25 protein-coding genes are annotated in these 24,209 nt (G+C 57.9%); 16 read left to right on the top strand and 9 right to left on the bottom strand.

All coding sequences use genetic code 11. The features are described 5' to 3' along the window. Positions 1-106: 106 nt before the first annotated feature. The 12 genes from CLG94_RS08605 to CLG94_RS08550 all read left to right on the top strand — a co-directional run bounded on the left by CLG94_RS08605 (position 107) and on the right by CLG94_RS08550 (position 11,564). Entirely contained in the window at positions 107-1,303 is a 1,197-nt protein-coding gene (locus CLG94_RS08605) for a phosphoglycerate kinase (RefSeq protein WP_107562620.1), read from the top strand. Positions 1,304-1,393: 90 nt separating this feature from the next. Beyond that, a complete protein-coding gene (gene tpiA / locus CLG94_RS08600) occupies positions 1,394-2,152 on the top strand; it encodes a triose-phosphate isomerase (protein WP_107562619.1) in 759 nt (252 codons plus the stop codon). A gap of 107 nt (positions 2,153-2,259) precedes the next feature. After that, the gene (gene secG, locus CLG94_RS08595; RefSeq protein ID WP_107562617.1) at positions 2,260-2,631 is read left to right on the top strand and encodes a preprotein translocase subunit SecG; all 372 of its coding nucleotides are present in this window, start codon (positions 2,260-2,262) and stop codon (positions 2,629-2,631) included. A gap of 104 nt (positions 2,632-2,735) precedes the next feature. After that, complete coding sequence (locus tag CLG94_RS08590; protein ID WP_107562615.1) at positions 2,736-3,092, top strand: hypothetical protein; 357 nt, start codon at positions 2,736-2,738, stop codon at positions 3,090-3,092. Position 3,093: 1 nt separating this feature from the next. Then, positions 3,094-4,875: a glutamate mutase L gene (locus CLG94_RS08585; protein WP_193450651.1), complete on the top strand. Its 1,782-nt coding sequence runs from the start codon at positions 3,094-3,096 to the stop codon at positions 4,873-4,875. Positions 4,876-4,996: 121 nt separating this feature from the next. Next, positions 4,997-6,163, top strand: a complete 1,167-nt coding sequence (locus CLG94_RS08580; RefSeq protein ID WP_239993182.1) for a hypothetical protein — start codon at positions 4,997-4,999, stop codon at positions 6,161-6,163. Beyond that, positions 6,163-7,524, top strand: coding sequence for a DUF6754 domain-containing protein (locus CLG94_RS08575; protein WP_107562609.1), 1,362 nt, complete (start codon positions 6,163-6,165; stop codon positions 7,522-7,524). The genes CLG94_RS08580 and CLG94_RS08575 overlap by 1 nt, the downstream gene beginning before the upstream one ends. A gap of 127 nt (positions 7,525-7,651) precedes the next feature. Continuing rightward, positions 7,652-8,290: a hypothetical protein gene (locus tag CLG94_RS08570; RefSeq protein ID WP_107562607.1), complete on the top strand. Its 639-nt coding sequence runs from the start codon at positions 7,652-7,654 to the stop codon at positions 8,288-8,290. 70 nt (positions 8,291-8,360) lie between these two features. Then, positions 8,361-9,218 carry a hypothetical protein gene (locus CLG94_RS08565; RefSeq protein ID WP_107562605.1) on the top strand — a complete coding sequence of 286 codons (858 nt, stop codon included), beginning with the start codon at positions 8,361-8,363 and terminating at the stop codon, positions 9,216-9,218. Beyond that, the gene (locus tag CLG94_RS08560; RefSeq protein ID WP_107562603.1) at positions 9,218-9,979 is read left to right on the top strand and encodes a hypothetical protein; all 762 of its coding nucleotides are present in this window, start codon (positions 9,218-9,220) and stop codon (positions 9,977-9,979) included. Before CLG94_RS08565 ends, CLG94_RS08560 begins: the two co-directional genes overlap by 1 nt. A 31-nt stretch (positions 9,980-10,010) precedes the next feature. Beyond that, entirely contained in the window at positions 10,011-10,397 is a 387-nt protein-coding gene (locus tag CLG94_RS08555) for a Dyp-type peroxidase (RefSeq protein WP_432264761.1), read from the top strand. 216 nt (positions 10,398-10,613) lie between these two features. Next, positions 10,614-11,564 (top strand): DUF72 domain-containing protein, encoded by a 951-nt coding sequence (locus CLG94_RS08550; protein ID WP_161954098.1) that lies wholly within the window; start codon positions 10,614-10,616, stop codon positions 11,562-11,564. A gap of 4 nt (positions 11,565-11,568) precedes the next feature. Here CLG94_RS08550 and CLG94_RS08545 read toward each other — a convergent pair whose 3' ends face one another. The 6 genes from CLG94_RS08545 to CLG94_RS13295 form a co-directional block, all read right to left on the bottom strand. After that, complete coding sequence (locus tag CLG94_RS08545; RefSeq protein WP_107562599.1) at positions 11,569-11,886, bottom strand: hypothetical protein; 318 nt, start codon at positions 11,884-11,886, stop codon at positions 11,569-11,571. A 468-nt stretch (positions 11,887-12,354) separates the two neighbouring features. Beyond that, positions 12,355-14,283 carry an aconitate hydratase gene (locus tag CLG94_RS08540; RefSeq protein WP_107562597.1) on the bottom strand — a complete coding sequence of 643 codons (1,929 nt, stop codon included), beginning with the start codon at positions 14,281-14,283 and terminating at the stop codon, positions 12,355-12,357. Positions 14,284-15,038: 755 nt separating this feature from the next. After that, positions 15,039-15,200: a hypothetical protein gene (locus CLG94_RS13300; protein WP_161954097.1), complete on the bottom strand. Its 162-nt coding sequence runs from the start codon at positions 15,198-15,200 to the stop codon at positions 15,039-15,041. Between the two features lie 71 nt (positions 15,201-15,271). Next, positions 15,272-16,567, bottom strand: a complete 1,296-nt coding sequence (locus tag CLG94_RS08535) for an alpha/beta fold hydrolase (RefSeq protein ID WP_161954096.1) — start codon at positions 16,565-16,567, stop codon at positions 15,272-15,274. 380 nt (positions 16,568-16,947) lie between these two features. Beyond that, positions 16,948-17,688: an MEDS domain-containing protein gene (locus CLG94_RS08530; protein WP_107562593.1), complete on the bottom strand. Its 741-nt coding sequence runs from the start codon at positions 17,686-17,688 to the stop codon at positions 16,948-16,950. Positions 17,689-17,921: 233 nt separating this feature from the next. Beyond that, a complete protein-coding gene (locus CLG94_RS13295) occupies positions 17,922-18,089 on the bottom strand; it encodes a hypothetical protein (RefSeq protein WP_161954095.1) in 168 nt (55 codons plus the stop codon). Positions 18,090-18,565: 476 nt separating this feature from the next. Between CLG94_RS13295 and CLG94_RS08525 the strand changes: the two genes are divergently transcribed. The 4 genes from CLG94_RS08525 (at position 18,566) to CLG94_RS08510 (ending at position 20,311) form a co-directional block, all read left to right on the top strand. Next, entirely contained in the window at positions 18,566-18,772 is a 207-nt protein-coding gene (locus CLG94_RS08525) for a type II toxin-antitoxin system HicB family antitoxin (RefSeq protein WP_107562591.1), read from the top strand. Continuing rightward, positions 18,772-18,999 (top strand): type II toxin-antitoxin system HicA family toxin, encoded by a 228-nt coding sequence (locus CLG94_RS08520; protein ID WP_107562589.1) that lies wholly within the window; start codon positions 18,772-18,774, stop codon positions 18,997-18,999. Before CLG94_RS08525 ends, CLG94_RS08520 begins: the two co-directional genes overlap by 1 nt. Positions 19,000-19,707: 708 nt before the next feature. Beyond that, on the top strand, positions 19,708-19,986 hold the full coding sequence (locus tag CLG94_RS08515; RefSeq protein ID WP_107562587.1) for a type II toxin-antitoxin system RelE/ParE family toxin: 279 nt from the start codon (positions 19,708-19,710) through the stop codon (positions 19,984-19,986). Between the two features lie 22 nt (positions 19,987-20,008). Then, complete coding sequence (locus tag CLG94_RS08510; protein WP_107562585.1) at positions 20,009-20,311, top strand: HigA family addiction module antitoxin; 303 nt, start codon at positions 20,009-20,011, stop codon at positions 20,309-20,311. A gap of 432 nt (positions 20,312-20,743) precedes the next feature. Here the strand turns inward: CLG94_RS08510 and CLG94_RS13435 are convergent, their stop codons facing one another. The 3 genes from CLG94_RS13435 to CLG94_RS08495 form a co-directional block, all read right to left on the bottom strand. Then, positions 20,744-21,370, bottom strand: a complete 627-nt coding sequence (locus CLG94_RS13435) for a sulfur globule family protein (protein WP_107562583.1) — start codon at positions 21,368-21,370, stop codon at positions 20,744-20,746. 301 nt (positions 21,371-21,671) lie between these two features. Further along, the gene (locus CLG94_RS08500) at positions 21,672-23,894 is read right to left on the bottom strand and encodes a DNA polymerase domain-containing protein (protein WP_133174674.1); all 2,223 of its coding nucleotides are present in this window, start codon (positions 23,892-23,894) and stop codon (positions 21,672-21,674) included. Then, positions 23,866-24,135 (bottom strand): DUF8156 family protein, encoded by a 270-nt coding sequence (locus CLG94_RS08495; RefSeq protein ID WP_107562579.1) that lies wholly within the window; start codon positions 24,133-24,135, stop codon positions 23,866-23,868. The genes CLG94_RS08500 and CLG94_RS08495 overlap by 29 nt, the downstream gene beginning before the upstream one ends. Positions 24,136-24,209: the final 74 nt, after the last annotated feature.

Below are 24,209 nucleotides of genomic sequence, written 5' to 3'. Positions count from 1 at the left end.
TCAGTTCCGAGTTTCGGGTTCCGAGTTCCGAGTGGAGAAAAAGCCGCAAGGTCAGAACCTGAAATCGTGAACCCGAAACTCGCAACCCGAAACGCGGAACTCAGCTATGAAACTGTGTATCGATGACCTGGAACTCCAAGGGAAACGGCTTCTGATCCGTGTCGATTTTAACGTCCCGATCGATGAGCAAGGGACGATTACGGACGATACACGCATCCGCGCCGCGCTCCCGACGATTAACCATGCGATCCGACATGGAGCGAAAGTTCTACTTATCTCTCACCTTGGTCGACCCAAGGGTGGCCCCAACCCAAAGTTCAGCCTCGAGCCAGCGGCTGGGCGGCTAGCGGCATTGCTGGGGAGTCCGGTAGAGCTGGCCGAGGATTGTGTGGGATCGGGGGTGAAGGCTCGGATCGACAGGATGGCCCCGGGGCAGGTGCTGATGCTTGAAAACTGCCGCTTTCATCCGGAGGAGGAGAAGAACGACGAAGCGTTTGCCATGGCATTGGCGGAGTTGTGTGACCTGTATGTCAACGACGCCTTCGGGACTGCGCACCGCGCCCACGCTTCTACCGTCGGAGTGACAGGATTCGTCAAGCAGTCGGCGTCTGGTTTTCTCATGCGGGAGGAACTCAAGCAACTCGGGGCGCTGCTCGACTCGCCAAAACGCCCCTTCATTGCCATCCTCGGGGGGGCCAAGGTTTCGGATAAGATCGGGGTCCTGGCCAATCTACTCTCGAAGGTGGACAGCCTCCTGATCGGCGGTGGTATGGCCTATACGTTCCTGAAGGCCCAAGGGCACGAGGTGGGGAACTCTCGAGTAGAGGCCGACGGACTAAGGATAGCGCAGGAGACGATGGAGCAGGCCAGACATTTGAATGTCGCCATCCATCTGCCCAGTGACCATGTGATTGCGGAGCGGATTGGCGCAGATGCACCCACCAGGACCGTCGATGGGACGATCCCGATCGGTTTTATGGGACTTGACATTGGCCCCGCGACAATCGGCCGGTTTATTCTGGAGGTTGAGCGCGCAAAAACCATCCTGTGGAATGGGCCAATGGGCGTATTCGAGCTACTGCCATTTCGGGAAGGGACGTTTGCGCTGGCTAAAGCGATCGCGACCTGCCGTGCGCATTCGATAATTGGGGGAGGCGACACAGCGGCCGCGGTCTCCCTGGCTGGAGTTGCCGACCAGATGACCCACATCTCGACGGGAGGTGGCGCGTCCCTGGAGTTCCTGGAAGGAAAGGAACTGCCTGGCATCGCCGCCCTTACAGATAGGGTAGAGGGGATAGGGTAGAGGGTATAGGGGTCCGAAGGGTCTTTGGAGCCCTTACCCTGAACTCTGAACCCTATACCCTAGACCCTAAACCCTACACCCTGGATTCTCATGCGGATACCACTCATTGCCGGAAACTGGAAGATGTACAAGACCTCGTCCGAGGCGATCGTATTGGCGGAGGCGGTTGTGAAGGCGCTTTCGATGCCTGACGAGACCCAAGTGGTGGTCTGTCCTCCATTCACGGCACTTGCTGCTGTTGGTCAGATCGTTGCCGGGTCAAAGATCGGCTTGGGCGCGCAGGACCTGCATTGGGCAAAGGAAGGGGCCTACACTGGCGAGGTGTCGGCCGAGATGCTTTGGGATATCGGGTGCCGCTATGTCATCGTTGGCCACTCCGAGCGACGCCAGTATTTCGGTGAAACGAATGAGAGTGTGAACAGGAAGAGCCTTGCCGCCCTGGCAAGCAACCTCACCCCGATCATCTGCGTTGGCGAGATCCTCTTCGAACGAGAGGCGGGACACGCCTACGCCGTTGTGGAGGCACAGCTCAAAGGGGCGCTGTCAGGCCTCACGTCTGAGCAGGTTCAAGGGCTCATCTTCGCGTACGAGCCGGTCTGGGCCATTGGTACAGGAAAAACGGCTACCCCGAGCCAGGCTGAGGAGATGCATGCTCATATCCGAAAGACCATCGCCCTGCTGTTCGGTGCTGAGATCGCTCAGGGTGTCCGCATCCTCTACGGAGGAAGTGTTAAGCCCGACAATGCCAAGGAGTTGCTGGGGCGATCTGAGATCGACGGTGCGCTGGTTGGCGGGGCAAGCCTGCAGATCGATTCATTTGCAGCGATCGCAAAAGCCGCGAAGCGTTAACAGTTTAGAGTTCATAGTTCATAGTCAGAATTGTGAGAGCCCACTTCAGAAAATTCCAGATCGCTGAACTACGAACCCTGAACTACGAACGCCTTTAGGAGGTACGTATGATCATCGCGCTTTCCGCTATACATCTATTCATTGCAGTGGTCCTCGTTGTGGTTGTGCTCCTACAGAGCGGCAAAGGTGCTGACATCGGCGCCGCGTTTGGCGGCGGCTCTAGTCAGACCGTCTTCGGTGGGCGCGGTGCTGCCACCTTCTTGAGCAAACTGACTCTGGTAGCGGCTATTCTCTTTATGGTCTCATCCATCATACTGACTATTTTGTCAGAGCGCAGGGGTAGTTCCTCAGTGATCACAGAAGAACGAGTCAGGCAGACCGCCCCAGTCTCTGCATCTCCTCAGGCCGGTGCGCCGGTGCCGCCAACGTCTCCGGCCGGACAGACGCCGCCAGGGCAGGTCCCTCCAGCCGCCAAATAATAAGCGTTCATCGTTCATCGTTCAGAGTTCATAGGGCAGAAGTGCCTGGACCGTAATAATCCACGAACTGCAACCTCTTATCTATGAACGATGTACTCACAACCATGAACGCCTTCGGGCGAGAATTCCGGTCCCGCTTACGTCTCGGCTTCGCCCATGCCTTCGCACTCCGCAGGCAGGAGAGCCAGATCGAGGCGGAAGATCTCGCGTTACTGGATCGTTTTGCCCGCCTTCTCGCCGATCGTGGCCTCGCGACTCCTGCCGTATTCCTGGTGGAGTCTCTTATCCCACTCGGTTTCCTTGCAAGCCAACTGGTCCATGCCATGACACCGATTATGGGAATGGTTGCCTCCCCTGATGACATCGAACGGCTCGCGCGTGCGCTGGAACGTGAGGAGACCCCGGCGCTCTTCGTAGACAGACTTCGACTCATGGAGGAGGGACAGCGCCGTGAGTCGTGAGATGACGGCGATCCTGGCCACTGACTGTGGGAGCACGACCACCAAGGCGATCCTGATCGAGAAGGTAGGGGAAGAGTACCGCCAGACCTTCCGCGGCGAGTCCCCGACAACTGTCGAGGCGCCGTTCGACGATGTGACCCGCGGGGTGCTGAACGCTATCCAGGAGATAGAGGAGCTGTCAGGGCGGAAGATCCTGGATGGGGAGAAGATTCTGACGCCTGCCGAGGAGGGTCGCGGGGTCGATATCTATGTCTCCACGAGCAGCGCCGGCGGAGGCCTCCAGATGATGGTGGCGGGTGTGGTGATGGCCATGACCGCCGAGAGCGCCCAACGGTGCGCCCTTGGCGCCGGCGCCATCGTCATGGACGTACTGGCCGGCAATGATGGCAGGGCTGCCCATGAGAAGATCGAGCGAATCCGGGTTCTGAGGCCCGATATGATCTTACTATCAGGCGGGACTGATGGCGGAACCGTCTCGCACGTTGTGGAACTGGCAGAGTACATCCGGGCAGCCGATCCGAAGCCACGGCTCGGCGGGAGCTTTAAGCTTCCGGTGATCTTTGCCGGGAATAAAGATGCGCGTGGCCGGATTCAGGAGATTCTGGGCGATCGGACGGCCCTCGTCATGGCGGACAACATCAGACCCATCCTGGAGCGGGAGAATCTCGCACCGGCCCGTCACAAGATCCATGACCTGTTCCTCGAGCACGTCATGGCTCAGGCGCCAGGCTATGGGGTGCTCATGGGGTGGACAGGGGCGCCGATCATGCCAACCCCGGCTGCTGTCGGTCTCATTATGGAGAATGCGGCGAGAGCGCAGGGGTTGAACCTGCTTGGTGTGGACATCGGTGGCGCCACAACGGATGTCTTCTCGGTGGTGGATGGGCAGTTCACCAGGACAGTCAGCGCCAATCTGGGGATGAGCTACAGCATCAGTAATGTCCTGGCCGAGGCCGGCATCGAAAAGATCGAGCGATGGCTGGCCGATCCACTTGCAGAGCAGGAGATGCGGAATCGGATCAAGAATAAGATGATCCGCCCCACTACTATTCCTCAGACACAGGCAGACCTGGCCCTGGAGCAAGCAGTGGCGCGAGAGGCGCTCCGCCTTGCCTTGGATCAGCACAAGGCGCTGGCAGTTGGCCTGAAGGGCGTGCAGCAGGAACGGACTATCGCGGATGCCTTCGAGCAGGAAGAGGGTGGGAAGAGTCTCATTGACCTGTACAGGATCGACCTGATCATCGGGAGCGGCGGAATTCTCTCCCACGCACCGCACCGCGTCCAGGCGATGATGATGATGATCGACGCCTACCAGCCGCTTGGACTGACGCAATTCGCGGTAGACAGTATCTTTATGATGCCGCACTTGGGCGTGCTATCCGAGGTCAATGAGCGAGCGGCCACTGAGGTCTTCCTGAAGGACTGTTTGGTTCCTCTGGGGAGCTGCCTGGCCGCCGAGGGAAGGGCGAAGCGCGGCGATCCCTGTTTCGCGTATACCATCCGATTTGCAGACGGAGGGCTCGTGCAGGGAACCCTCCGCTTTGGGGAGATTCTTCGCATCGATCTTCCGCCTGGAGCAGAAGCCGACCTCCAGGCGGAGCCGTCGAAGAGCTTTGATCTGGGTGCCGGGAAGGGGAAAGCGGTGAAGCTTCAGGCGAAAGGCGGAGTGGTCGGCCTGATCCTGGATGCTAGAGGGCGGCCGCTCGCCCTGGCAGAGGAAGAGTCAGAGCGGGTCGCCCAACTGCGCACCTGGGCCAAGGCGGTCGACCTGTACCCCAAATGAAGTTTGGAGTTTCGGGTTGCGGGTTTCGGGTGTCGAGTTCGGATCTAAGAACCCCAAACTCGAAACTCAAAACTCGAAACATGGGTAAGTGATGGCTCATTCATACACACCAGGCTTGCGCATGGCGCCACAGACCGTGGTTCGGAAGCGGCGAATACTGCCGATTCCAGGGCAGGTGCTTGTCCATGAGGGACAGGCGGTCACCGCTACCACGGTGATCGCTCAGACCGAGCTGCCTGGCAAGGTCCACGCAGTAAATGTGGTCAACCTGCTGGGGATCGTCCCGCAGGAGATCCGGCGCTATATGTTGAAACGGGAGGGCGATTCAGTTCAAGCTGGTGAGCCGCTTGCCGAAAACCATCCATTCATCAAATGGCTGAAGGTCCAGGTTCCTGCTCCTATCACAGGAACAATCGAGACTGTCTCCGAAGTTACCGGGCAGGTTTTCCTGAGAGAGCCGCCACGGCCCCTGGCTCTTACAGCCTATCTGGACGGCCATGTCGCTGAGATCTTTCCGGGTCAGGGCGCCACAGTGGAGACGGCGTGCAGTCTCGTACAGGGGATCTTTGGGATCGGCGGCGAAGCAGTGGGGACGATTGCAAGAGCGGTCGGGAGTCCAGACGATGAGCTTACTCCGGAGCGGATTACCGACGCACACCGAGGGACGATCCTCGTAGGCGGCTCGCTGATCGGTCGTGATGGCTTCGCCAGAGCAAAGCAAGTTGGTGTTGCCGCCATCGTTGTAGGCGGCATCCACGACCTCGACCTGAAACTGCTCCTCGGGCGGGATCTTGGTGTCGCCATCACCGGAACTGAACAGGTTGGCCTTACGCTGATCATTACCGAAGGATTTGGTCGAATTGCCATGGCCGGGCGAACCTTCGACCTCCTGGGCTCCAAAGTTGGCCGGCGCGCATCCTGCTCCGGGGAGACGCAGATTCGGGCCGGCGTCATCCGACCGGAGGTGATTATCCCGCTCACCCCCCCACCCCCTCCTTCCTCCCCCTTAGTAAGGGGGAGGGTTGGGGAGGAGGTGCGGAAGAAGGAGGGCGAGGGAGGGGGTGCGGAAGCAGGTGTGAGTGTGGCCATAGGGAGCGGACTCAAGATTGGTGATCAAATCCGGATTATTCGGGAGCCATATTTCGGCCAAATTTGCAGAGTATCCGCTCTTCCGGCCGACCTTCGTCTCCTTCCCACGGGAAGCAAGGCCCGCGTTCTGGAGGCAGAGCTTGACGATGGGCAGCAAATCATCATCCCTCGAACCAACGTGGAACTGCTGGAGGCGTGATGACGTTCAGTTTCGAGTTTCGAGTTTCGAGTTTTGAGTTTCAAGTCCCAAGTTCCAAATTTAACACCCGAAACCCTAAACCCGAAACCCGAAACCGGGTCCCGGGACGCGCTCTTGCCGCACTCCTCACTCTTCTTCTCTTCACCCTATACCCTACACCCTCTACCCTCGCCTCACCCCTCTCCCCTCCAGAAGAGTTCGAGGTCTTCGACATGCCTGGCGACGGTGGAGGCAGCATTGGGCTTTCATGGCGATCGGCCCCCTTCGATGGGCCGATGCTTCGCTATCAGGTCTATGTAGCTGATCAGGCGCAAGGACCCTTTAAGCGGTTAGTAGAGTTTCCCGCCAACACTCACCACAAGAGCGATGTTGATCGCCCCTGGTGGAGCTGGGACCGAAATAAGGCGTATCACTTTTACCAGGTGAAATCGACGCAGGATCTCCGCATCGAGAGTGGCCGACCCTATTTCTTCAAGGTGGCGGTGACCGATCCCCGATCGAGGTCGGGGACAGGCGGGATGCAGACGATCGAAGGGCCGGTTCGATCAGCAGTCCCGGTACCAAATTATTTCAACTCGGCAAAGGCCAACAACCTTCTGTTAGTGCTCCTCTTCTCTGCCCTTGTCCTGATCGCTATTGCTCAGGCCAAGCGACGCCCTACCATCTTCCTGCGCCGGATTCCGGGGTTGGATGCGGTGGAGGAGGCGATTGGCCGGGCGACCGAGATGGGGCGGCCGATCCTCTACCTCACTGGCTCTGACGACATGTCAAGTCTTTCGACTATTGCGGCTACGGTAATTCTTGGACAGGTCGCGAAAAAGGCGGCGGCGTACGATACGGAGCTCAAGGTGCCGCACCGAGATCCAATCGTCATGGCTATCTGTCAGGAGATCGTCAAGGAGTCATACCTGGAGGCTGGACGACCTGATGCCTATCGTGATGATTCGAACTTTTTCATCACGTCAGATCAGTTCAGCTACGCCGCCGCGGTGAATGGGATTATACTGCGGGAGCGACCGGCAGCTAACTTCTTCATGGGCTTTTACTACGCTGAAGCGCTACTCCTGGCGGAGACCGGCGCCGGGACCGGCGCGATCCAGATTGCTGGGACCGACGCCGACCTGCAGCTACCATTCTTCATCACGACCTGCGATTACACCCTGATCGGCGAGGAGCTCTACGCCGCGAGTGCGTATCTCTCGCGCGAGCCGGTGCTGGTCGGGACCTTGCGGGGCCAGGATTTGGGTAAGGCGTTTCTACTGCTCTCTATCGTGATCGGGACCATCCTGGCGACTATTGGTGGGCTTACCGGAACCCAGGCGTTCGTACCACTGCTGCAACTATTCCGGGATTTCAAATAGTAGGGGCAGCCCTTGTGGCTGCCCTCAGTGCGAGGCGTAAAATCCCCCCGCACCCCCCTTTATCAAAGGGGGGACTTGGGGGGGTGGTATGGGGTGCGAAGTGCAGGGTACGAGATAGGATGATTCGATGACACTGTTCCTTCGGCGGACCTTCCCGCTTCTTCTGACCTTCCTGTTCGGTGTGGCGGCAGCCCTCCAGTATTATATCCCCCACCCCCTCTCAGAAGCGGCGCTCACCGAGGTCTCGGTCTGGCTTCGGATTATCCTTGGATTTGCCATGATCCTGGGGATCGCCAGCCTTTGCCACGTCCATTACGCGAAGATCCGGATACGGGCTGCCGGCTGGGGGTACAGTATGGTGGTCTATCTCTCGATGCTGGCTACGGTAGCGGTTGGGTTGTGGTCAAGTGGGCAGGAGGAGGGGACGGGGTTCGGCTGGATCTATACCTATGCCTTGCTTGCGCTGCAGGGGACGATGTTTTCCATACTCGGATTCTTCGTTGCCTCTGCCGCGTTCCGCGCCTTTCGGGCCAGGAGCAAAGAGGCCGCAGTGTTGCTGGTGGCCGCGCTCATCGTGATGTTCGGTAGGGTGCCGTTGGGTGAGTATCTGATCCCCGATGCAGGGCCGCTGGCCGGCTGGATCCTGAACGTTCTGAACACTGCCGCCCGTCGGGGGATTATCATCGGGATCAGCCTCGGTGGTATCGCGACCTCGATTAAGATCATCTTCGGGATCGAACGATCATACCTGGGAGGCCGAGATTGAGGGAAAACGTAGGGGCGCTGCTTGCCGCGCCCTCTTTGGGGATCGAGCGATCATACCTGGGAGGCCGAGATTGAGGGAGCTGGCCGTCAAGCTGCTGCGCCTGGACCGCCGGGTGATTTTTGTCCTGATCGCGCTTGCCACGTTGATCCCGCTCCTCCGTCCGATCGGCTTGCCGGTCCGAATCTCGCCTGAGGTGAGGAAGGTCTACGATTACATCGAGTCGCTTCCAGCCGGATCGGTGTTTCTGCTGTCATTTGACTTCGATCCGGCCTCGAAACCGGAACTCTATCCGATGGCCGTGGGGTTGCTCAACCATGCCTTCAAGCGGGACCTGCGAGTGATCGGTATGACCCTCTTGGTCACCGGGACCGGAATGGCCGAAAAGGTGGTAAGTGGTGTGGCGAGTGAGCATGGGAAACAGCGGGGACTGGACTACACCTTCCTGGGCTACTCGCCTGGCGGGTCCAACGTCATTATCAGCATGGGCCAGGACCTGGCTGCGGCCTTTCCGACCGACCACTACGGCCAGCGGACCGCGGACCTTCCCGTCCTACAGGGGGTCAACTCGCTCAGGCAGGTCAACTATGTGATCAGTCTGGCGGCAGGTACCCCAGGCGTTGAAAGCTGGTACGTCTATGGTAAAGAGAAGTACGGCTTCGAGTTGGGTGGTGGGGTAACGGCCGTGATCGCTCCCGGCCTCTATCCCTTCCTCGATACCGGGCAGATCAACGGCTTAATCGGCGGGTTGCGCGGGGCGGCCGAGTACGAGACATTGATCGGGATGAAGGGGAAGGCGGTGGCCGGAATGGATGCGCAATCAGCCACGCATTTTGTCATCATTGGCCTCATTCTGCTCTGCAATATCTTTTACTTTCTGACGCGCTACACGACGATCCGACCGGGCTCGTCGCAGGAGGCTCATCGCTGATGGCCACTTCTGTCCTCATCGGCGCCTGGGTGGCCGCTGGTCTCACCCTCTTCATGTTCAGCTTCCTGTACAAGGACAACCCCTTCTTCCGATTCGGAGAGCACCTCTACGTTGGAATCTCGATGGGGTACACGATCGTCCGAATCTACTACGACGTTATGGTCAAAAGCCTCTATATCCCAGTCACCCAGGAAGGGAAATGGTGGTTCCTGATTGCGGCCCTTCTGGGCCTCTTGATCCTGACTCGTTTCATCCCGAAAGTAAGCTGGCTGAGCCGGATCTCGTTTGCCGTAATCGTGGGTTTCGGTTCCGGCGTTGCCATCCCCCGCATCATCTCCTCCAACATCCTTCAGCAGGTCCAAGGGACCCTGAAGCCGCTGCTCGGGAACGCCGGACAGCCCCTTCTCGGGATGGCACAATTCAACGCGCTTCTGATCCTTGTCGGCGTCGTCACAGTCCTGGTCTACTTCTTTTTCTCTATCGAGCATAAAGGACCGATCAAGGTCGCGGCGAGGATCGGAATCTATTTTCTGATGATTAACTTCGGCGCAGGGTTCGGCTATACGGTGATGGCCAGAATGTCGCTACTCATCGGCCGATTCGACGACCTGATCCTCTTTTCCTCCCGCGACTACGGCTACGCCTCGTTGGTTCTCCTGGGGCTGATCGCCTTTGGCCTGTTCCTATGGGAGCGTCGCTCAATCGCTCTCTCCGGCCCCGATCAGGACGGGCGTGCCGCTGGAAGCGATCCGCACGCGTAGGGGTAACTGAACATCACGTGCTGGATCTGCTATGAATAATGCGCAATCTGGAATCCTGGAATCTACCCCTCCGGTCGCTCGGTATCTCATCTTCTCTCTGACTGACCATGGCGACGCCCGGAGGAATCTACGGGCGCTCCGTGACATGGCTGACGGCCGACAGACTGTTGTCGGGCCCGGTCAATCGCTCGTGCGTGCACTTGGGGCAACCGTACCCGGCCTTCGCACTTTTCCGAGCTATGCCGGCGCCGGGTGTGACGGACCTTCCACGCCGTTTGCGTTATGGTGTTGGTTGAGGGGGGATGATAGGGGTGAGCTGCCGCATCGGGCCAGGCGCATGACCTGCGCGCTGACGCCCGCGTTTCGCATGGAATACGTCATCGTTGCCTTCACCTATCTGGAGCGGGTCGTGATTTGACGAGATATGAGGACGGGACAGTAGACGCATTGTTCACATTCACCCATCCGATATCTGGCTCCTTTTTCTGGTGTCCAGGCTTGCAAGACGGGCGACTGGATCTCCGACTACTTGGCGTGTAACGCATCCTTGCAGCCGACACCCGTTACCGCTTGTGGCTGAAGGGCGGCATCAGACCGAGCATGCATGGTTTCCAGCGCCCATCCTGAGGAAACGATGAGGGCAATTGGCGAGCCGGTACGGATCGGCACCTCGGGTTGGTCGTATCCAAGAGGGGAGGGGAGCTGGAACGGGATCTTCTATCCGACGAAGCCGAAGAACGAGTTGGAGCTCTACAGCCGGGCCTTCAATGCGGTGGAGGTAAACTCCACCTTCTACCGGCTGCTCGATCCACAAACCGCGAGGGCTTGGGTTGCGGCCACGCCGAAGGATTTTGCATTCGCCATCAAGGCCTGGCAGAAGTTCACGCATCCTGGGATGTTCCAGAAGGCGACGGGCGCCGAGCCTGAGATCACGCAGCAGGATTACGATAGTTTCAAGCGAGGCATCAACCCGATTGCCGAGGAAAGTAAGCTCGCGTGTCTGCTGATTCAGTTCTCCGAGTGGTTTACGAGCACGCCTCAGCACCAGGCCACCCTCTCGACTCTCCTGCGGCAGTTCAAGGACTATCCCGTCGCAGTCGAGCTGCGCCATGCCTCCTGGGGTGAGCGCGCCAGCGACACCAAGACGCTACTGGCCGCCTCTGGTGCCGGCTGGGCCTGTATCGACATGCCGGAACTTCCGGGCACGATCAAGCAGGAGTTGGAGCCGCAACGGTTGCTTTACCTGCGTTTCCACGGCAGGAACCGCGAGAAGTGGAGGGCGCATGAGACAGCCGAGGAGCGGTACGATTACCTCTACTCAGAAGAGGAGCTGAAGCCGTTCGCAGAGAAGGTTCGGGAGATTACAGCGGCTGGAGAGAGTAAGGTGTTTATCTTCTTCAACAACCACGTCCGCGGCCAGGCCCCGGCGAACGCCCTGATGATGGCACATCAAATCGGATTGCCGGCCGTCGCCACGGTACGGGCAGAGTTCGTCACGGCGTTTCCCGCGATCAAGGATGCCGTCAAGGAGATTTACACCCCAGAGAAGAAGGAGTCGAACCAAGGGGTACTGTTTTCTGTCTGAACGCCTACCGAGGCAGATTCGGAATCTTGTGGATGGTCGAGTTGGAAACCGCAAAGGTATGCACCTGCGGCTCCCCGTCAATTACCCCTTCGAGCGCCTGCAGCACCCGAGGATAGGTTTCGCGATGATACGTCTCCGCGCTATCAGCCCTGTCCCACAGGCTGATGGCTACTGCCTCGCTGCGCTCCCCTGAGACGATGGAAATCTCGTCGCAAAACCCTTCTTGTTCCCTGAGGATGGGGATGATTGCACTCTGCATCGTCCGGGAATACGCCACCGAGCTACCCGGAAGGAGCTTCACGCATACTTTTCTTGCAAACATACACGCCTCCAGATTGAATCCACCGGTAGTTCATTCCCCGCGGCTTGCCGCGAGTTCGTCATACCGGCGGAAGCCGGTATCCAGAGGGCCCGACTGGATTCCGTGTCAAGCACGGAATGACGGGCCAGAACAGAAGACGATACCCCGCGGCTTGCTGCGGGGTAGTTCATTGACGGTGAATGGGATCCCAGGTGACCTGAACGATGAGGACGACCGCGGAGCTCCCGATGGGAGGATTTCAGCCAGCGAATTGTAGTCAGCACGACAGCGTGTGTCAATAAAAATCCCCTGGCCTTGTGCAGGCCAGAGGATGTGAAGACGGGATGTCGATTGAGATCTGAGACCCGCGCCGCGGGTCTTCTAGTGCTTTCAGCCAGACCCTCGCTTGCGGAAGACGATCAGGTACGCGAGAACTCCAACAAGCACGACCCCTCCGATCTGCCACAGCAGAGTTTCCATACGCACCCCCTAGGCCGTAGCCTTGATGGTATAGTTCAGCATCCCACCGGCCAGGACGATATCCACCTCCCGAGGGGTGAGATCATGCCTGGCCACGAACTCCGTCTCTTTGGTGACATTGCTCACAACGACCTGCTGTCCCCCTCGGATCTGCTCGGCCACTCGCTCGATCCGTAGGTGATCCCCCTGGCTGATGGCATTATAATCCTGCCTATCCACAAAGATCAACGGCAGGATCCCGAAATTGATCAGGTTGGCGCGATGGATGCGGGCGAACGACGTGACGATGGCCCCCCTCAGCCCCAAGTACATCGGCGCCAGCGCCGCGTGCTCACGGCTGGAGCCTTGGCCATAGTTGCTGCCTCCGACCACGAAGCCGCCGCCCTTCTCCTTTGCGCGCTTGGCGAACTCCGGATCGACCCGGCTGAAGGCGTACTCCGAGATGGCCGGGATATTGCTGCGCAGCGGCAGGATCTTGGAGCCTGCCGGAAGGATATGGTCGGTGGTGATGTTATCGCCCATCTTCAGGAGGACCTCGCCCTCGATGGTGGAGGGGATCTCGCCCCGAATCGGGACCGGCTTGATATTCGGGCCACGAACGATCTCGACCTGTTCCGGGTACGGTGAGGGGGGGACGATCAGGTTGTCGTCAAGGGCGAATTGCTCCGGTAGACTGATCGAAACGGGTTGGCCGACACGCTTCGGGTGAACAATCTCTCCGGCCAGGGCGGAGGCCGCACAGACCTCCGGGCTGGACAGATAGACCTTGTCGTTGGGTGCGCCGCTCCTCCCCTCGAAGTTCCGATTAAAGCTTCTGAGCGACGCCGTTCCGCTGGCCGGCGCCTGACCCATGCCGATGCACGGGCCACAGGCGGATTCCAGGATCCGTCCGCCCGCTGCGATAAGATCGGCCAGCGCGCCATTGGCGGCGATCATGGTATAGACCTGCTTGGAGCCTGGCGTAACCGTGAAGCTGATGTCCGGGTGGACGGTCTTTCCCTTCAGCATTGTCGCGACCGTCATCAGATCCCGGAAGGAGGAGTTCGTGCAGCTTCCGACGCAGACCTGAGAAATTTTGGTTCCCTCGACCTCGGATATCGGGCAGACGTTGTCCGGACTCGAGGGCCGCGCTACCATCGGCTCAAGTCGGTCCAGATCGATCTCCAGCACCTCGTCGTAGGTGGCATCGGGGTCGGGCGCCATGGGGACCCAACTGCTCCCACGTCCCTGCGCCGCGAGATAGCGACGGGTCTGCTCGTCACTGGGGAAGATGGAAGTCGTCGCGCCCAGCTCAGCCCCCATATTCGTAATCGTGGCCCGCTCCGGCACGGTCAGGTCCTGTACCCCCTCCCCGCCGTACTCCAGGATCTTCCCCACGCCGCCTTTCACGGTAAGCCGCCGCAAGACCTCCAGGATGATGTCCTTGGCCGCGACCCAGGGGCCCAGCCGGCCGTTGAGTCGGACCAGCAGGACCTTTGGCATCGGGAGATAGAGTGGTCCTCCCCCCATGGCCACGGCAACATCCAGGCCGCCTGCCCCGATGGCGATCATCCCGACGCCGCCGCAGGTCGGGGTGTGACTATCGGAGCCCAGCAGGGTCTGTCCCGGCGCGCTGAACCGCTCCAGGTGGACCTGATGACAGATCCCATTCCCCGGACGCGAGAAGTAGATGCCGTACTTGGCCGCGATGCTCTGCAGGAACCGATGATCGTCGGCGTTCTCGAAACCGGTCTGCAGCATGTTGTGGTCCACGTAGCTGACCGACAGCTTCGTCCTGACCCGCGGGATGCCCATCGCCTCAAACTGCAGATAGGCCATCGTTCCGGTCGCGTCCTGGGTCAGGGTCTGATCGATCCGGATCGCAACCTCTTTCCCTGGAACCAGCTCCCCGGCCACCCGGTGGGCCTCGAAGATCTTCTGGACGATGTTCATACCCATCGCTTCACCCTATCGGTCAGTGGCATCGTCATGATCGAGACATATGATCTTGTTATAGCCGGTACAACCAACCACACACATTTCACATTCATCGTAATTGCAACCGCCCACAGCGTCAACGAAAAAGGGGCAGCGTCTGACGCTGCGGGCTATTTCAAGCGTGTAGCTTTAACCTGTCCTTTCACCGGATTGCCCCGGAGCGGGCCGGGGAAGCAGTTGCCGCACCATGAAAATCGAATACGCCATATTCCTTTTTCATGGTATCGGTAGCGCCTTACTGAGGAGTATGATCGCAGCGCTGGGCGACGGGCAGGAAAATAGGAAAATAGTAAAATAGGGACAGACACTATTATCGTGACGATTCGTGGTGTTCGTAGGCATGATCGTGCATACCACGGCTTGCTCGAATCGTAGCACCCGGCCACCCGTATCATGTGAGGCAACGAGGGAATGATCACCAGGCGATCTTTCGGAACGACAGCGATTCGGAGGTACACGATGATAGAGCGACCACTGGCAAGGGATGGGGTCATCTGGGAGGTGCGCAGGAAACTGGAAAAGTAATACACGTGTAGCAGAGGGGAAGACCAAGAAAGGATTTCAATAAATAGTGTCTGTCCCTATATCCCTGCGCGGCTTCGCGACAAGGCGCGCAGGATCCGTGAGAGGGTGAGCGGCCGTTTGATCATGTGCGGAGTATACCATGAAAATCAAACACTTAATATTCCTTTTTCATGGTACTGGATCTTCGGCTACTAGCCAGGCGGCCGCCCCTCATACTCCTCCTGGTGCGGAGCACAACGCCGGGCGAGGGGGATCTCCTCGCCACGCCCGACGTAGCGCCCATAGGTCCCCGCCTTGTGTCGCCGGATCGCCGCGTCGATCTGCGTGAGGAGCCGTTCTTGCTGTTGGACCATTACCAGATTCAGGCTCCCCTCGGAGACACCCTGCGAATAGCGTGGATCTATTATTCGCTCCGATGGGTTTTTTAGTGGGGTTCAACCTCAATTCCATAAATCGCTCGGAGCTCCTCGATTAGGAGGCGCTCATCCCCCTTCCAGATACCCTCGTTACCAAGATTGATATCAGCCAAGGCCTTGCGGCCCTTGACGCGGCGGATAAAGTTGACGATGGTGTCCGCAACGAACCTTGGTTGATCGATTCCGGCAAAGTGACCTGCACGAGGTACGTAGGTTATATGAACATTGTCAGTACCGAGGACGTTCGCAAATCGTTGGGTTTGTGCTGCAGGCATTATATTGTCGTACTCTCCCCACATGATGAGCGTTGGTACAGTAATGTCCTCGTATTTGACACCCTCCGGGTTCCTTTTCGCGTCATAGGGTAAGAGCAGTGCAGGACTGAGGATCGCTGCACGATCGGCTAGCACCCGGATGTTGTGCATCTTCAGTCTAAGGGTAGTGGATTTCGCAACATCGGTTACTCCATCTCCAGTACCGTTCCTCTCATAATCAACATCAACATATGGGAATGTGAGGCGTCTCAGTTTGTATTGATTGAACACAGCCGGGTCGTGAACCAAAGTCTTGTAGATCAGCGCAAGAGTCTGATCAAACGCACCGAATGCGGCGGCAAACCTTGCGTCCCCCTCAGGTGTGTTAGGGATCATGGAGGCGCGGCCAATCGCTTGGATCTCGTTTACTGGATATCCATCAAAAGCAATGGGATCCAGTTGAACGAGGGCATCCAAGCGATCATTATGTTTGGCGGCATGATGTGAGGCGATACCACTTCCCCAGTCATCAGCGACAAAGATAAACTTCCGACCAGGATACTCATGCTGCATGAGCTTTTCGATGTAGTCGGCATCGTGTTTCCAGTACCACCGGTCGTTGTCCCCCTTGTCCTTTTTCTTACCGTACTGACGAGGTTGGGTGCTCTCACCCATGCCGAGCATGTCAATGGCGATGGTTTCACAGAATCTGCCAACATGCCTCTGGATGTCCTCCCATTGCGCTCGATTCGTAGGGACGCCGTGTAAGAAGAGCACGAGTGGGCCTTTGCTTCCCACTTTTGTGTAGGCAATCTCAAAATTGTCTGTCCACTCGAACTTTTCGCTATGGGACCCGTTAACCTGAACAAGACCCTCAGCGGGAGCCTTGTATTGAAACTTTCCATAGGTGGGCTCGCCGGCCTTTCGGTAGATTGAGAGATCCACATCATTTCCAGCGGCACGCACGGGGGCGTGGCTGAGCTGCGTATAGAAGCTCCTGCTTTCCATTTCTTTCTCTCCTCCCTTTGAGTGGTTAAGTCGATAGCGCATGCACCTACTCGTTTCGCCCCTTTCGATTGTTTCTGGATACGATCCGTTCTTGGTGATTGTGCGTTGTTCGCTGCCAGTCATTTCCCCGCATTTCCAACCGAGAGGGTTGCCGCAGGATCTTGTCCTTCTGGTGTCAAGACCCCATTTTGTGGACCATCTACCTCTTCACCTCCTCCCACCCCTGGTTTTTATTGGCTGGCCTTGGTGATCCTGATGCCTCACCAAACAGGAAGGGGCCAAAAGGATTCCCCTTGCAGCCCCTCACTGCTCGGTGCGTGGCCCTGACCAGGGAGTCAGGGTTGCCGGGGTGGCCAACCCCACCACATCTATCCGACCTAACACATCTGTTTTATTTCGGCGCTCCTCCTTCTTTTTCCTCCTTAGTTCAGAAACCTCCCAAAGTGATACCCAAACACATCCGGGTGACATTTGAGGACATGAAGAATGGCAACTCCATTGAACCTTCTCACATCGTATTGGCAGATCGCCACCATGGGGAACCGCTTCGCAAAGAGGTTAAGTCGCATCTCGAAGTCCATCAACTCCTTTACGGACGGCATGCTCTGTAAGCCCCACGTCATATCCCCTACCAGCCGGACATGGCCGGGCCTTGATTTCAGGGCTTCATTAAATGCCTTCTCAAAGTAGGCCAGTGCCTGCTTTGCTCCAGGAAACCCAGAGGCCACGATCAGCTGATGGCGTTCCATAGCCTCCTTCACATCCACCCCTTCTCTTTCCAGCTCCCGCAGCATCTCTCGCTGCGCTCCAAGTGTGGCCAAAAGAAAGCAGGTCTGGTCAGATTCGAGGCCATCCTTGAGAAAGGGGATAGCAAGCCTAGCTCTCCCTTCATCGTTACTGTAAAGGTTGCAGAAGTGGCTTCCCACCCGCACGTCCATCCCTTCAATCATCACGAGGTCTCGCCGCACGGGGAATGTCACTGTTGGGCGCTCCCCTTCCTTTAGGAAGAGGAGGAGATGGCCCTTCGTAAACCGCCGCTCTCTTCGACCTCCGATCCTTTGGCAGGGCAAGGTCCCCGCATCAGTCCAGCGTCGCACGGAGGCTTCGCTCACCCCAAGAAACTTCGCCGCCTCCTTTGTATTCAGTAGATGCCCTCCACTCATGGTAGTGAATCTCCTTAAATTAAATAGCTATGGATAGGACAAGTCGCTTCCCGGTTTTCATGCCACCTTGAAGTAGTTTACTTTGTTTAGCAATGCTACTCAAACAAAGTTAATAGTGTCAAGTAAAAAATGAAGCGGCTTGCCAACGCGGTAGGTACCCCTTATCGATAGGCCTAGCAGAGAACTTGCGGTGGGGAGCCATAGATACAACGGAAGGGACAGAGAGCACTTTCTTAGGCCGGGCGCGTGAAGAACCGGAGCCACTTCTTGAGCGGGCGTCCGAAGAGCTTCTCGCGGTAATACTGATCAGCCGTCCGGCGGTTCGCTTCGGCGAGGGTGGGATATGCAAGGATGTTCTGAGAGAGTGGGCCGACCGGCAGCCCCTTCCACTGCTCGATCAAAAATAGGGACAGACACTATTATTGCAACAATTCGTGGTGTTCGCAGTCATGATCGTGCATGCCACGGATTACCCGAACAGTTGTACCCGGCCGCCCGTATCATGTGACGCAACGAGGGAATGATCATCAGGCGGTCTTTCGGCACGACAGCGATTCGAAGGCACACGATGACAGAGCGACCACTGCGAAGAGATGGGTTTATCTGGGAAGCAGGAAACTGGACGAGTCATACACGTGGTGCAGAGGGGAAGATCAAGAAAGGATTTCAATAAATAGCGTCCGTCCCGATATCCCTGACGATCGGGGGCGTTGATATCCTGGGCAAATTCCGGATACCTTGAAAAGGCCACCGGACTCCTATGAACAGGACCTCAAATCACATTCTCTCTGTTGCGAAACCCGGAGATAGACCTATCTTTTCTGGACAGTTGCAATTCTTCTGTTATCGGCGGATACTCCAAGAAGGAGGAGCCAACATGAAATTCACAATAGTCATCACACGCGACGAAGACGGAATATACGTCGCGGAATGTCCGGCCATTCCCGGCTGCGTCAGTCAAGGCAAGACGGAGGAGGAAGCTCAGGCCAACATTCAGGATGCAATCAGGCAATGTCTGGAAGTTCGGGCTGAAATGGGCATGCCGTTGACTGTCACGACGCGTCAAGTTGAAGTCGCCGTGTAATGCCGTCCGCCCCTATTCTTCGCCCATCTGAAGCAGCGCAAATCTTCCAAACGCTAGGTTGGCAAGTAGTTCGACAAAAGGGAAGTCACATTATCATGACGAAACCAGGCCACAGCGTCACTCTCTCCATCCCTAACCACCCAGAAGTTGCACGCGGGACCCTCCGCAGTCTTATCTCCAAGGCGGGATTAACGGTTGAGCAATTCCTTCACGCTTCTAACAAATAGTGAAACCGGCCGATTGTCTCGTTGCAGGATGTGCCCAAAAACAGAGATAGCCTTTGCCATAATCCCATTGTGAACCGATCACGACGGTTTGAAGACCCCGTGACCAGCATGGCCCACGAGGAGCACGTCTCTGTACGCGGGCTCACCCGCTCAGCGGCCTCTTGGGACCCGAATCACCCAATCCGAGACAAGTACTCCTCCCTCGTCCTCCCATGCCCCTCGTCCCGTTCCTGGGAGTCCTCAGGTCACCCCAGTCAGCGCCCAGCACGAAAAATAGGAAAAATAGGGACAGACACTATTATCGTGACAATTTGTGGTGTTCGCAGTCATGATCGTGCATGCCACGGATTACTCGAACAGTATGCATCCGGCCACCCGTATCATGTGAGGCAACGAGGGAATTATCGTCAGGCGGTCTTTAGGAACGACAGCGATTCAAAGGCACACGATGACAGAACGGCCACTGGAAGAGACGGGGTCATCTGGGATGTGCGCAGGAAACTGGATGAGTAATACACGTGCTGCAGAGTGGAAGGCCAAGAAAGGTTTTCAATAAATAGTGTCTGTCCCTATATCACTATACTTCGACTTCCAGGTGCGGGTAACCTCAGGCGGCGGCTCCAGCGATCATAAGGGGATGTGGGTCACGGTGAGATGGGGTCTCGTCACGACAATGGACACTTGTCACTAATCATGCTACGCTGAGCCATGATTCAACGGTTCGGGCATAAGGGGTTGAGACGGCTGTTTCAACAGGGTGATGTCAGGGGCGTCTCCCCGGATCTACTCGAGAAACTCGAAAACATCCTGTTCATGTTGAACCGCGCCAGAAGGTCTGAAGAAATGAACCTGCCAGGTTTTAGACTGCACCGGCTCAAGGGTGACCTCACAGGCTTCTGGAGCGTGACTGTCCGGGCAAACTGGCGAGTCATCTTCCGCTTTGAGGAAGGCGACGTATATGATGTAGATCTGATCGACTACCACTAGTAGGGAAAAAGGAGAATACGGCATGCGTATGAAGAATCCCCCCCACCCCGGAAGGATTGTCCGCCAAGAGTGTATCGAGTCGCTCGGAGTGACTGTTACAGACGTAGCGAAACGCCTTGGTGTGACGCGGCAGGCCCTCAACAACCTGGTGAACGAGAAGGCCGGGATCTCTCCGGAGATGGCGATCCGACTTTCTAAGGCCTTCGGCAGCAGCCCCGAGGTGTGGCTCGGTCTACAGATGGAGTATGACCTTGCTCAGGCAGAACGACACGCTGCGAAGATCAAGGTGAATCGAATTACCGCCACACATCCTGCCCCGCGCTAGGGGACGCAGGTCTCTGTCATCGGCAGGGCGGGGCCTCAGCAGCGCAAGTAGCTTGGCATGCGCCGCACATGGCGAGATAGAGCGCCGCCCGACGCAGCGGCTAGTAAAGAGGTAAATAGGGACAGACACTATTTATCGTGACGATTCGCGGTGTTCGCGGTCATGATCGTGCATGCCACGGATTGCTCGAACCGTTACATCCGGCCACCCGTATCATGTGAGACAACGAGGGAATGATCACCAGTCGGCCTTTCGGAACGACAGCGATTCGGAGGTACACGATGACAGGGCGGCCACTACGAAGGGATGGGTTCATCTGGGGCGCAGGAAACTGGACGAGTAATACACGCGTAGCAGAGGGGAAGACCAAGAAAGGATTTCAATGAATAGTGTCTATCCCTATATCGAGACGGTCGTCTCTGACGGGAGCGGCTACTGCTGTGGTACCACGGTCGTTCCCATATCTCGTTTGATGAGCACCGTCGTCCGCGGCGAGGCCACGATGTCCTCGATGATCGTCAGCCCGCCCACCCTGAACTCCAGGGTGTGGGATCCAGCCGCCACCGGGACGATGACCGGTCCCTGAAACTCCTTGGCCATCCCCACCCGGGTGCCATCCACCAGGATCTCCGTCTCTCCAGGCGTCACCTCGATCTGGAGCGACGCACCGCCCGCCGCAGCGTCGTAGTCGTACGCATACGGTGGCACAGCGGGAGGGTAGGCGTACGATGGAGCGTACCCACCATAGGGGTGCTCAGGGTAGCCGTAGTATCTGGGCGCTCCCCACCCGTACGGCGCGTACCCTCCATACCCCCACGGGTTCCACCACCCACCAAATTCGACGACGACGCCACTGCTGAACCCTCCGTGACCATGCCGGCCACCATGGTGACCACCCCAATGATGGCTGGCACCGCCATGACCACCGCCATGGCTGCCACCTCCCCGACCACCACCCCCACGGCTGCCAGCACACGCCTCCGTCAGCGGCACTGTTACCGCCAGCACGCTAACAAGGATCAGGACGCTCCACCGTAGTACGCCATTCACGATGTTCATTCTCCGGCTCCTTCAGGCGCGATCACCAACCACCATCGCCCTTCGCATATAACTACGCTTGAATTATGTCGGTGGTCACACCGGCGATAGTCTGGAGTTTGCACATTAGCACCTCAGTCATTCCGCCTGCATTCCACCTCTGATGTGGAACTCATGGGTAATGAGGTACAATAGGTGGGGAGCGTCCAGCACTCCGATGTCTAACTGATTGAAAATACAGGGATGCTTATGCCGTCACAGGAGGGTCAGACAACTCTGGATCTGCTTATCGAGGTTCGAATCCTTGCCCCTCAGCCACTCGTTAACAGTCGTTGCGCTCTCCCGATATCAGCGCCTTCAACCGGGCATAGTCGTAGCCTAAAAACCACAGTACCGACTCTGCGGCCTTCAGCGTGAGTTCCGTGTACTTCTCGACATCGTATCCCAGGCTGCCGTCGTAAAAACCGTACGCTTTTGCTTTCGAGACGTGATCGTTGGCTTTAGAGTCCACGATCACAAGCTGGATCGTCTCACCTGCAGAGAGATGAACCCCTCGACTCGCAAGGTCCTTGGCCGCCTCCGAGAGGATCGTGTCGGTCTTGTACGCCACAGGTACTAGAGACAGGTGTCTGGAGATGGCCAACTCCGCAAGCGGTACCCCGCCGCTTCGTAGTGCATCAACGCGTACCCTCAGCTCGTCGAGTAGTTCAGGGACCCGCGCTGTGCATTCGTCGTAGGTTCTGGCCTGCGAGAGCGTCTTAAGCATCGCAGCCTGGGCGCTCCGCACAAACCCCGGCGTGTCTGAGCGCCTGACCTCCAGGCCCCGCACCTTGAGTGTGCCGTCTACGAAACAGCCGAAATAGCGGTTGGGGACCGGTGCCTTCGGGGATACCCGTGACGGCAGGAATGCGATCCAATGGTACACCCCTTCAATGGCCATAGAAAGCCCGGTCTGCCGCGAGATGTCTGCCGCCAGCCGCTCATAATCCTCCCGTGTCGCGCCCGCCTTCTTCAGCCACATCGAATCGACAATCGCATGGATGAGCGAGTAGCCTTGTGCCTCAGCGATCTCCTTGGCAGCCAGCAGCGTCTCCCGCGCATAGGCGGTGACCGCCTCGTGCCCTTCAAGCCGTCCGAAGCGCGCGTTCCGGTATCCCTGATACCCGAATGAGACCAGGCCAAGCCACTTGAGAGCAGACTGTCGCTTGTTGTACAGCTCGCGCTCGTCCGCCGTGACTGCCTGCCGCATCAGCAGCTTGTAGGCGCGCCGCCGCGTGAGCACCGGCTCGAGCGTCCGAGGCACCAGCCCCCGCCGCTTCGTGCAGATGTGGTGGCCGATCTCCGGGACCCTGTTCTCCGGACAGCAGGCGCACCGCAGAGTTTCCTGCGAGATGTTATACTTGACCATGATGCTGGGAAACATTGAGCTGAAGTCGAGCTCGCAGACCTGCTCGTACAACCCAATCTGCGGCTGAAAGACCAAGCCCCCCTTGTCTGTGAGCAGCAGCTCGCTCCCGGTCTTGAAATCCTCCGGCATTCGCTTGCGCCAGGGGATCAAATAGCCATCCTGGAACGCCACGTCAAGCTGCATTGATGAGACGCCCGTACCTGGAGAGGTCCTCGCGCAACGCTGTACCGGTAGCTTCGTGACCCGGGCCAGCTCCATCAGGCCGTCCAGACCCGTCTCCTTGACAACAAACGAGTTCGCGATATCCAGGTGCCAGCGGCCATGCAAGATCTGAGCACCCGCCTGATAGACGATCCTGCCGTAGGTGAAGAAGCTCCTGGCCTGCTTGCTGGTCATCCCTGCCGCGCCGTCCCTGTTGAAGTCAAGCGGGATGCCACACGTATCCGCCATCCTCCGGAGTCTGGGAAGGATGTACGAATCGCCGTATCGCGAGAGGATAACATCGGGGTCGTACTTCTGGAGTAGGCTGTTCAGACTCCTCAGAAGCTCTGCCCCTTCCGCCTCGAAGACGAACTCGCGGTCATCGACTGACGCGATTAACCGGGTGGTCCGGGCGTGGCTCGGGTTGGCCTCATGCTCCATCCGCAGTTGCAGGAAGCGAAGCGGCGGGATGGGGTAGTTGACAGCCCACGGCGAATCCAAGAGCTGGATCTCTTTGAGTCGTAGGCTCTCATCGTAAGTCAGTTCACACTGGGCCAGAGGGAACAACCCCGTCTCGTAGAGATAGCGCTGCGGTAGCAGGATATCGCAGTTGTAGAAGGTGAGCTCCGGGTTGAACCGATAGGCCAACTGGACAAAGGCGGAGAACCTGTCGAGTCTCGACGTGCTGACCTTGAGCACGGGGATGAAACGATTCGACAACAACTCCCGGCGCTCTGTCCACTCCGTCGTGATCGGCAGGCGCTGCCGGAGCATGTAGGACACGCACGCCTTGAGCGCCGCGTCTGGGCCGGCAAGGTAAAACGACGCCCAGTACGTGTCAACCAGGCGGAGGCATTCCTGCTCGGTCTTGAGCCAAAGCACCATCCCGTCCCTGGACGGATAGAGATCAAATAGCCAGCCCTTCTGTGTGCGCAACTCGCTGCTCCAGAATCCTGAGTTCCTGTTTCAGTTCGATCAGCATGCAGATCAGCATCGTCTCGAACGGCTTCGCGTTGCTGGCATAGGCGCCGGCCTGCATCTGGATCTTCGGCGCGATGAACAGCTCATCGAACAACTCCTGGTCGTCCCTACGCAGCGCCCGCCGAAATCGCTTCCACTCGTCCTTGTCGAGTTCTTGCAGGATCAGCATGTTATACGTCGGCAGCGTCCTCCCCATGGTCCCACCTCGCTTTCGTAACCCGCTATGTTGTTGTCATGGCGAAGGGCAAAGCCCCGAAATCACCTGAGCAA

It is taken from the genome of Candidatus Methylomirabilis limnetica (assembly GCF_003044035.1).
Taxonomy (GTDB): domain Bacteria; phylum Methylomirabilota; class Methylomirabilia; order Methylomirabilales; family Methylomirabilaceae; genus Methylomirabilis; species Methylomirabilis limnetica.
Note: the sequence above shows the minus strand (reverse complement) of the source record. Positions and strands in the feature narration are given on the sequence as shown.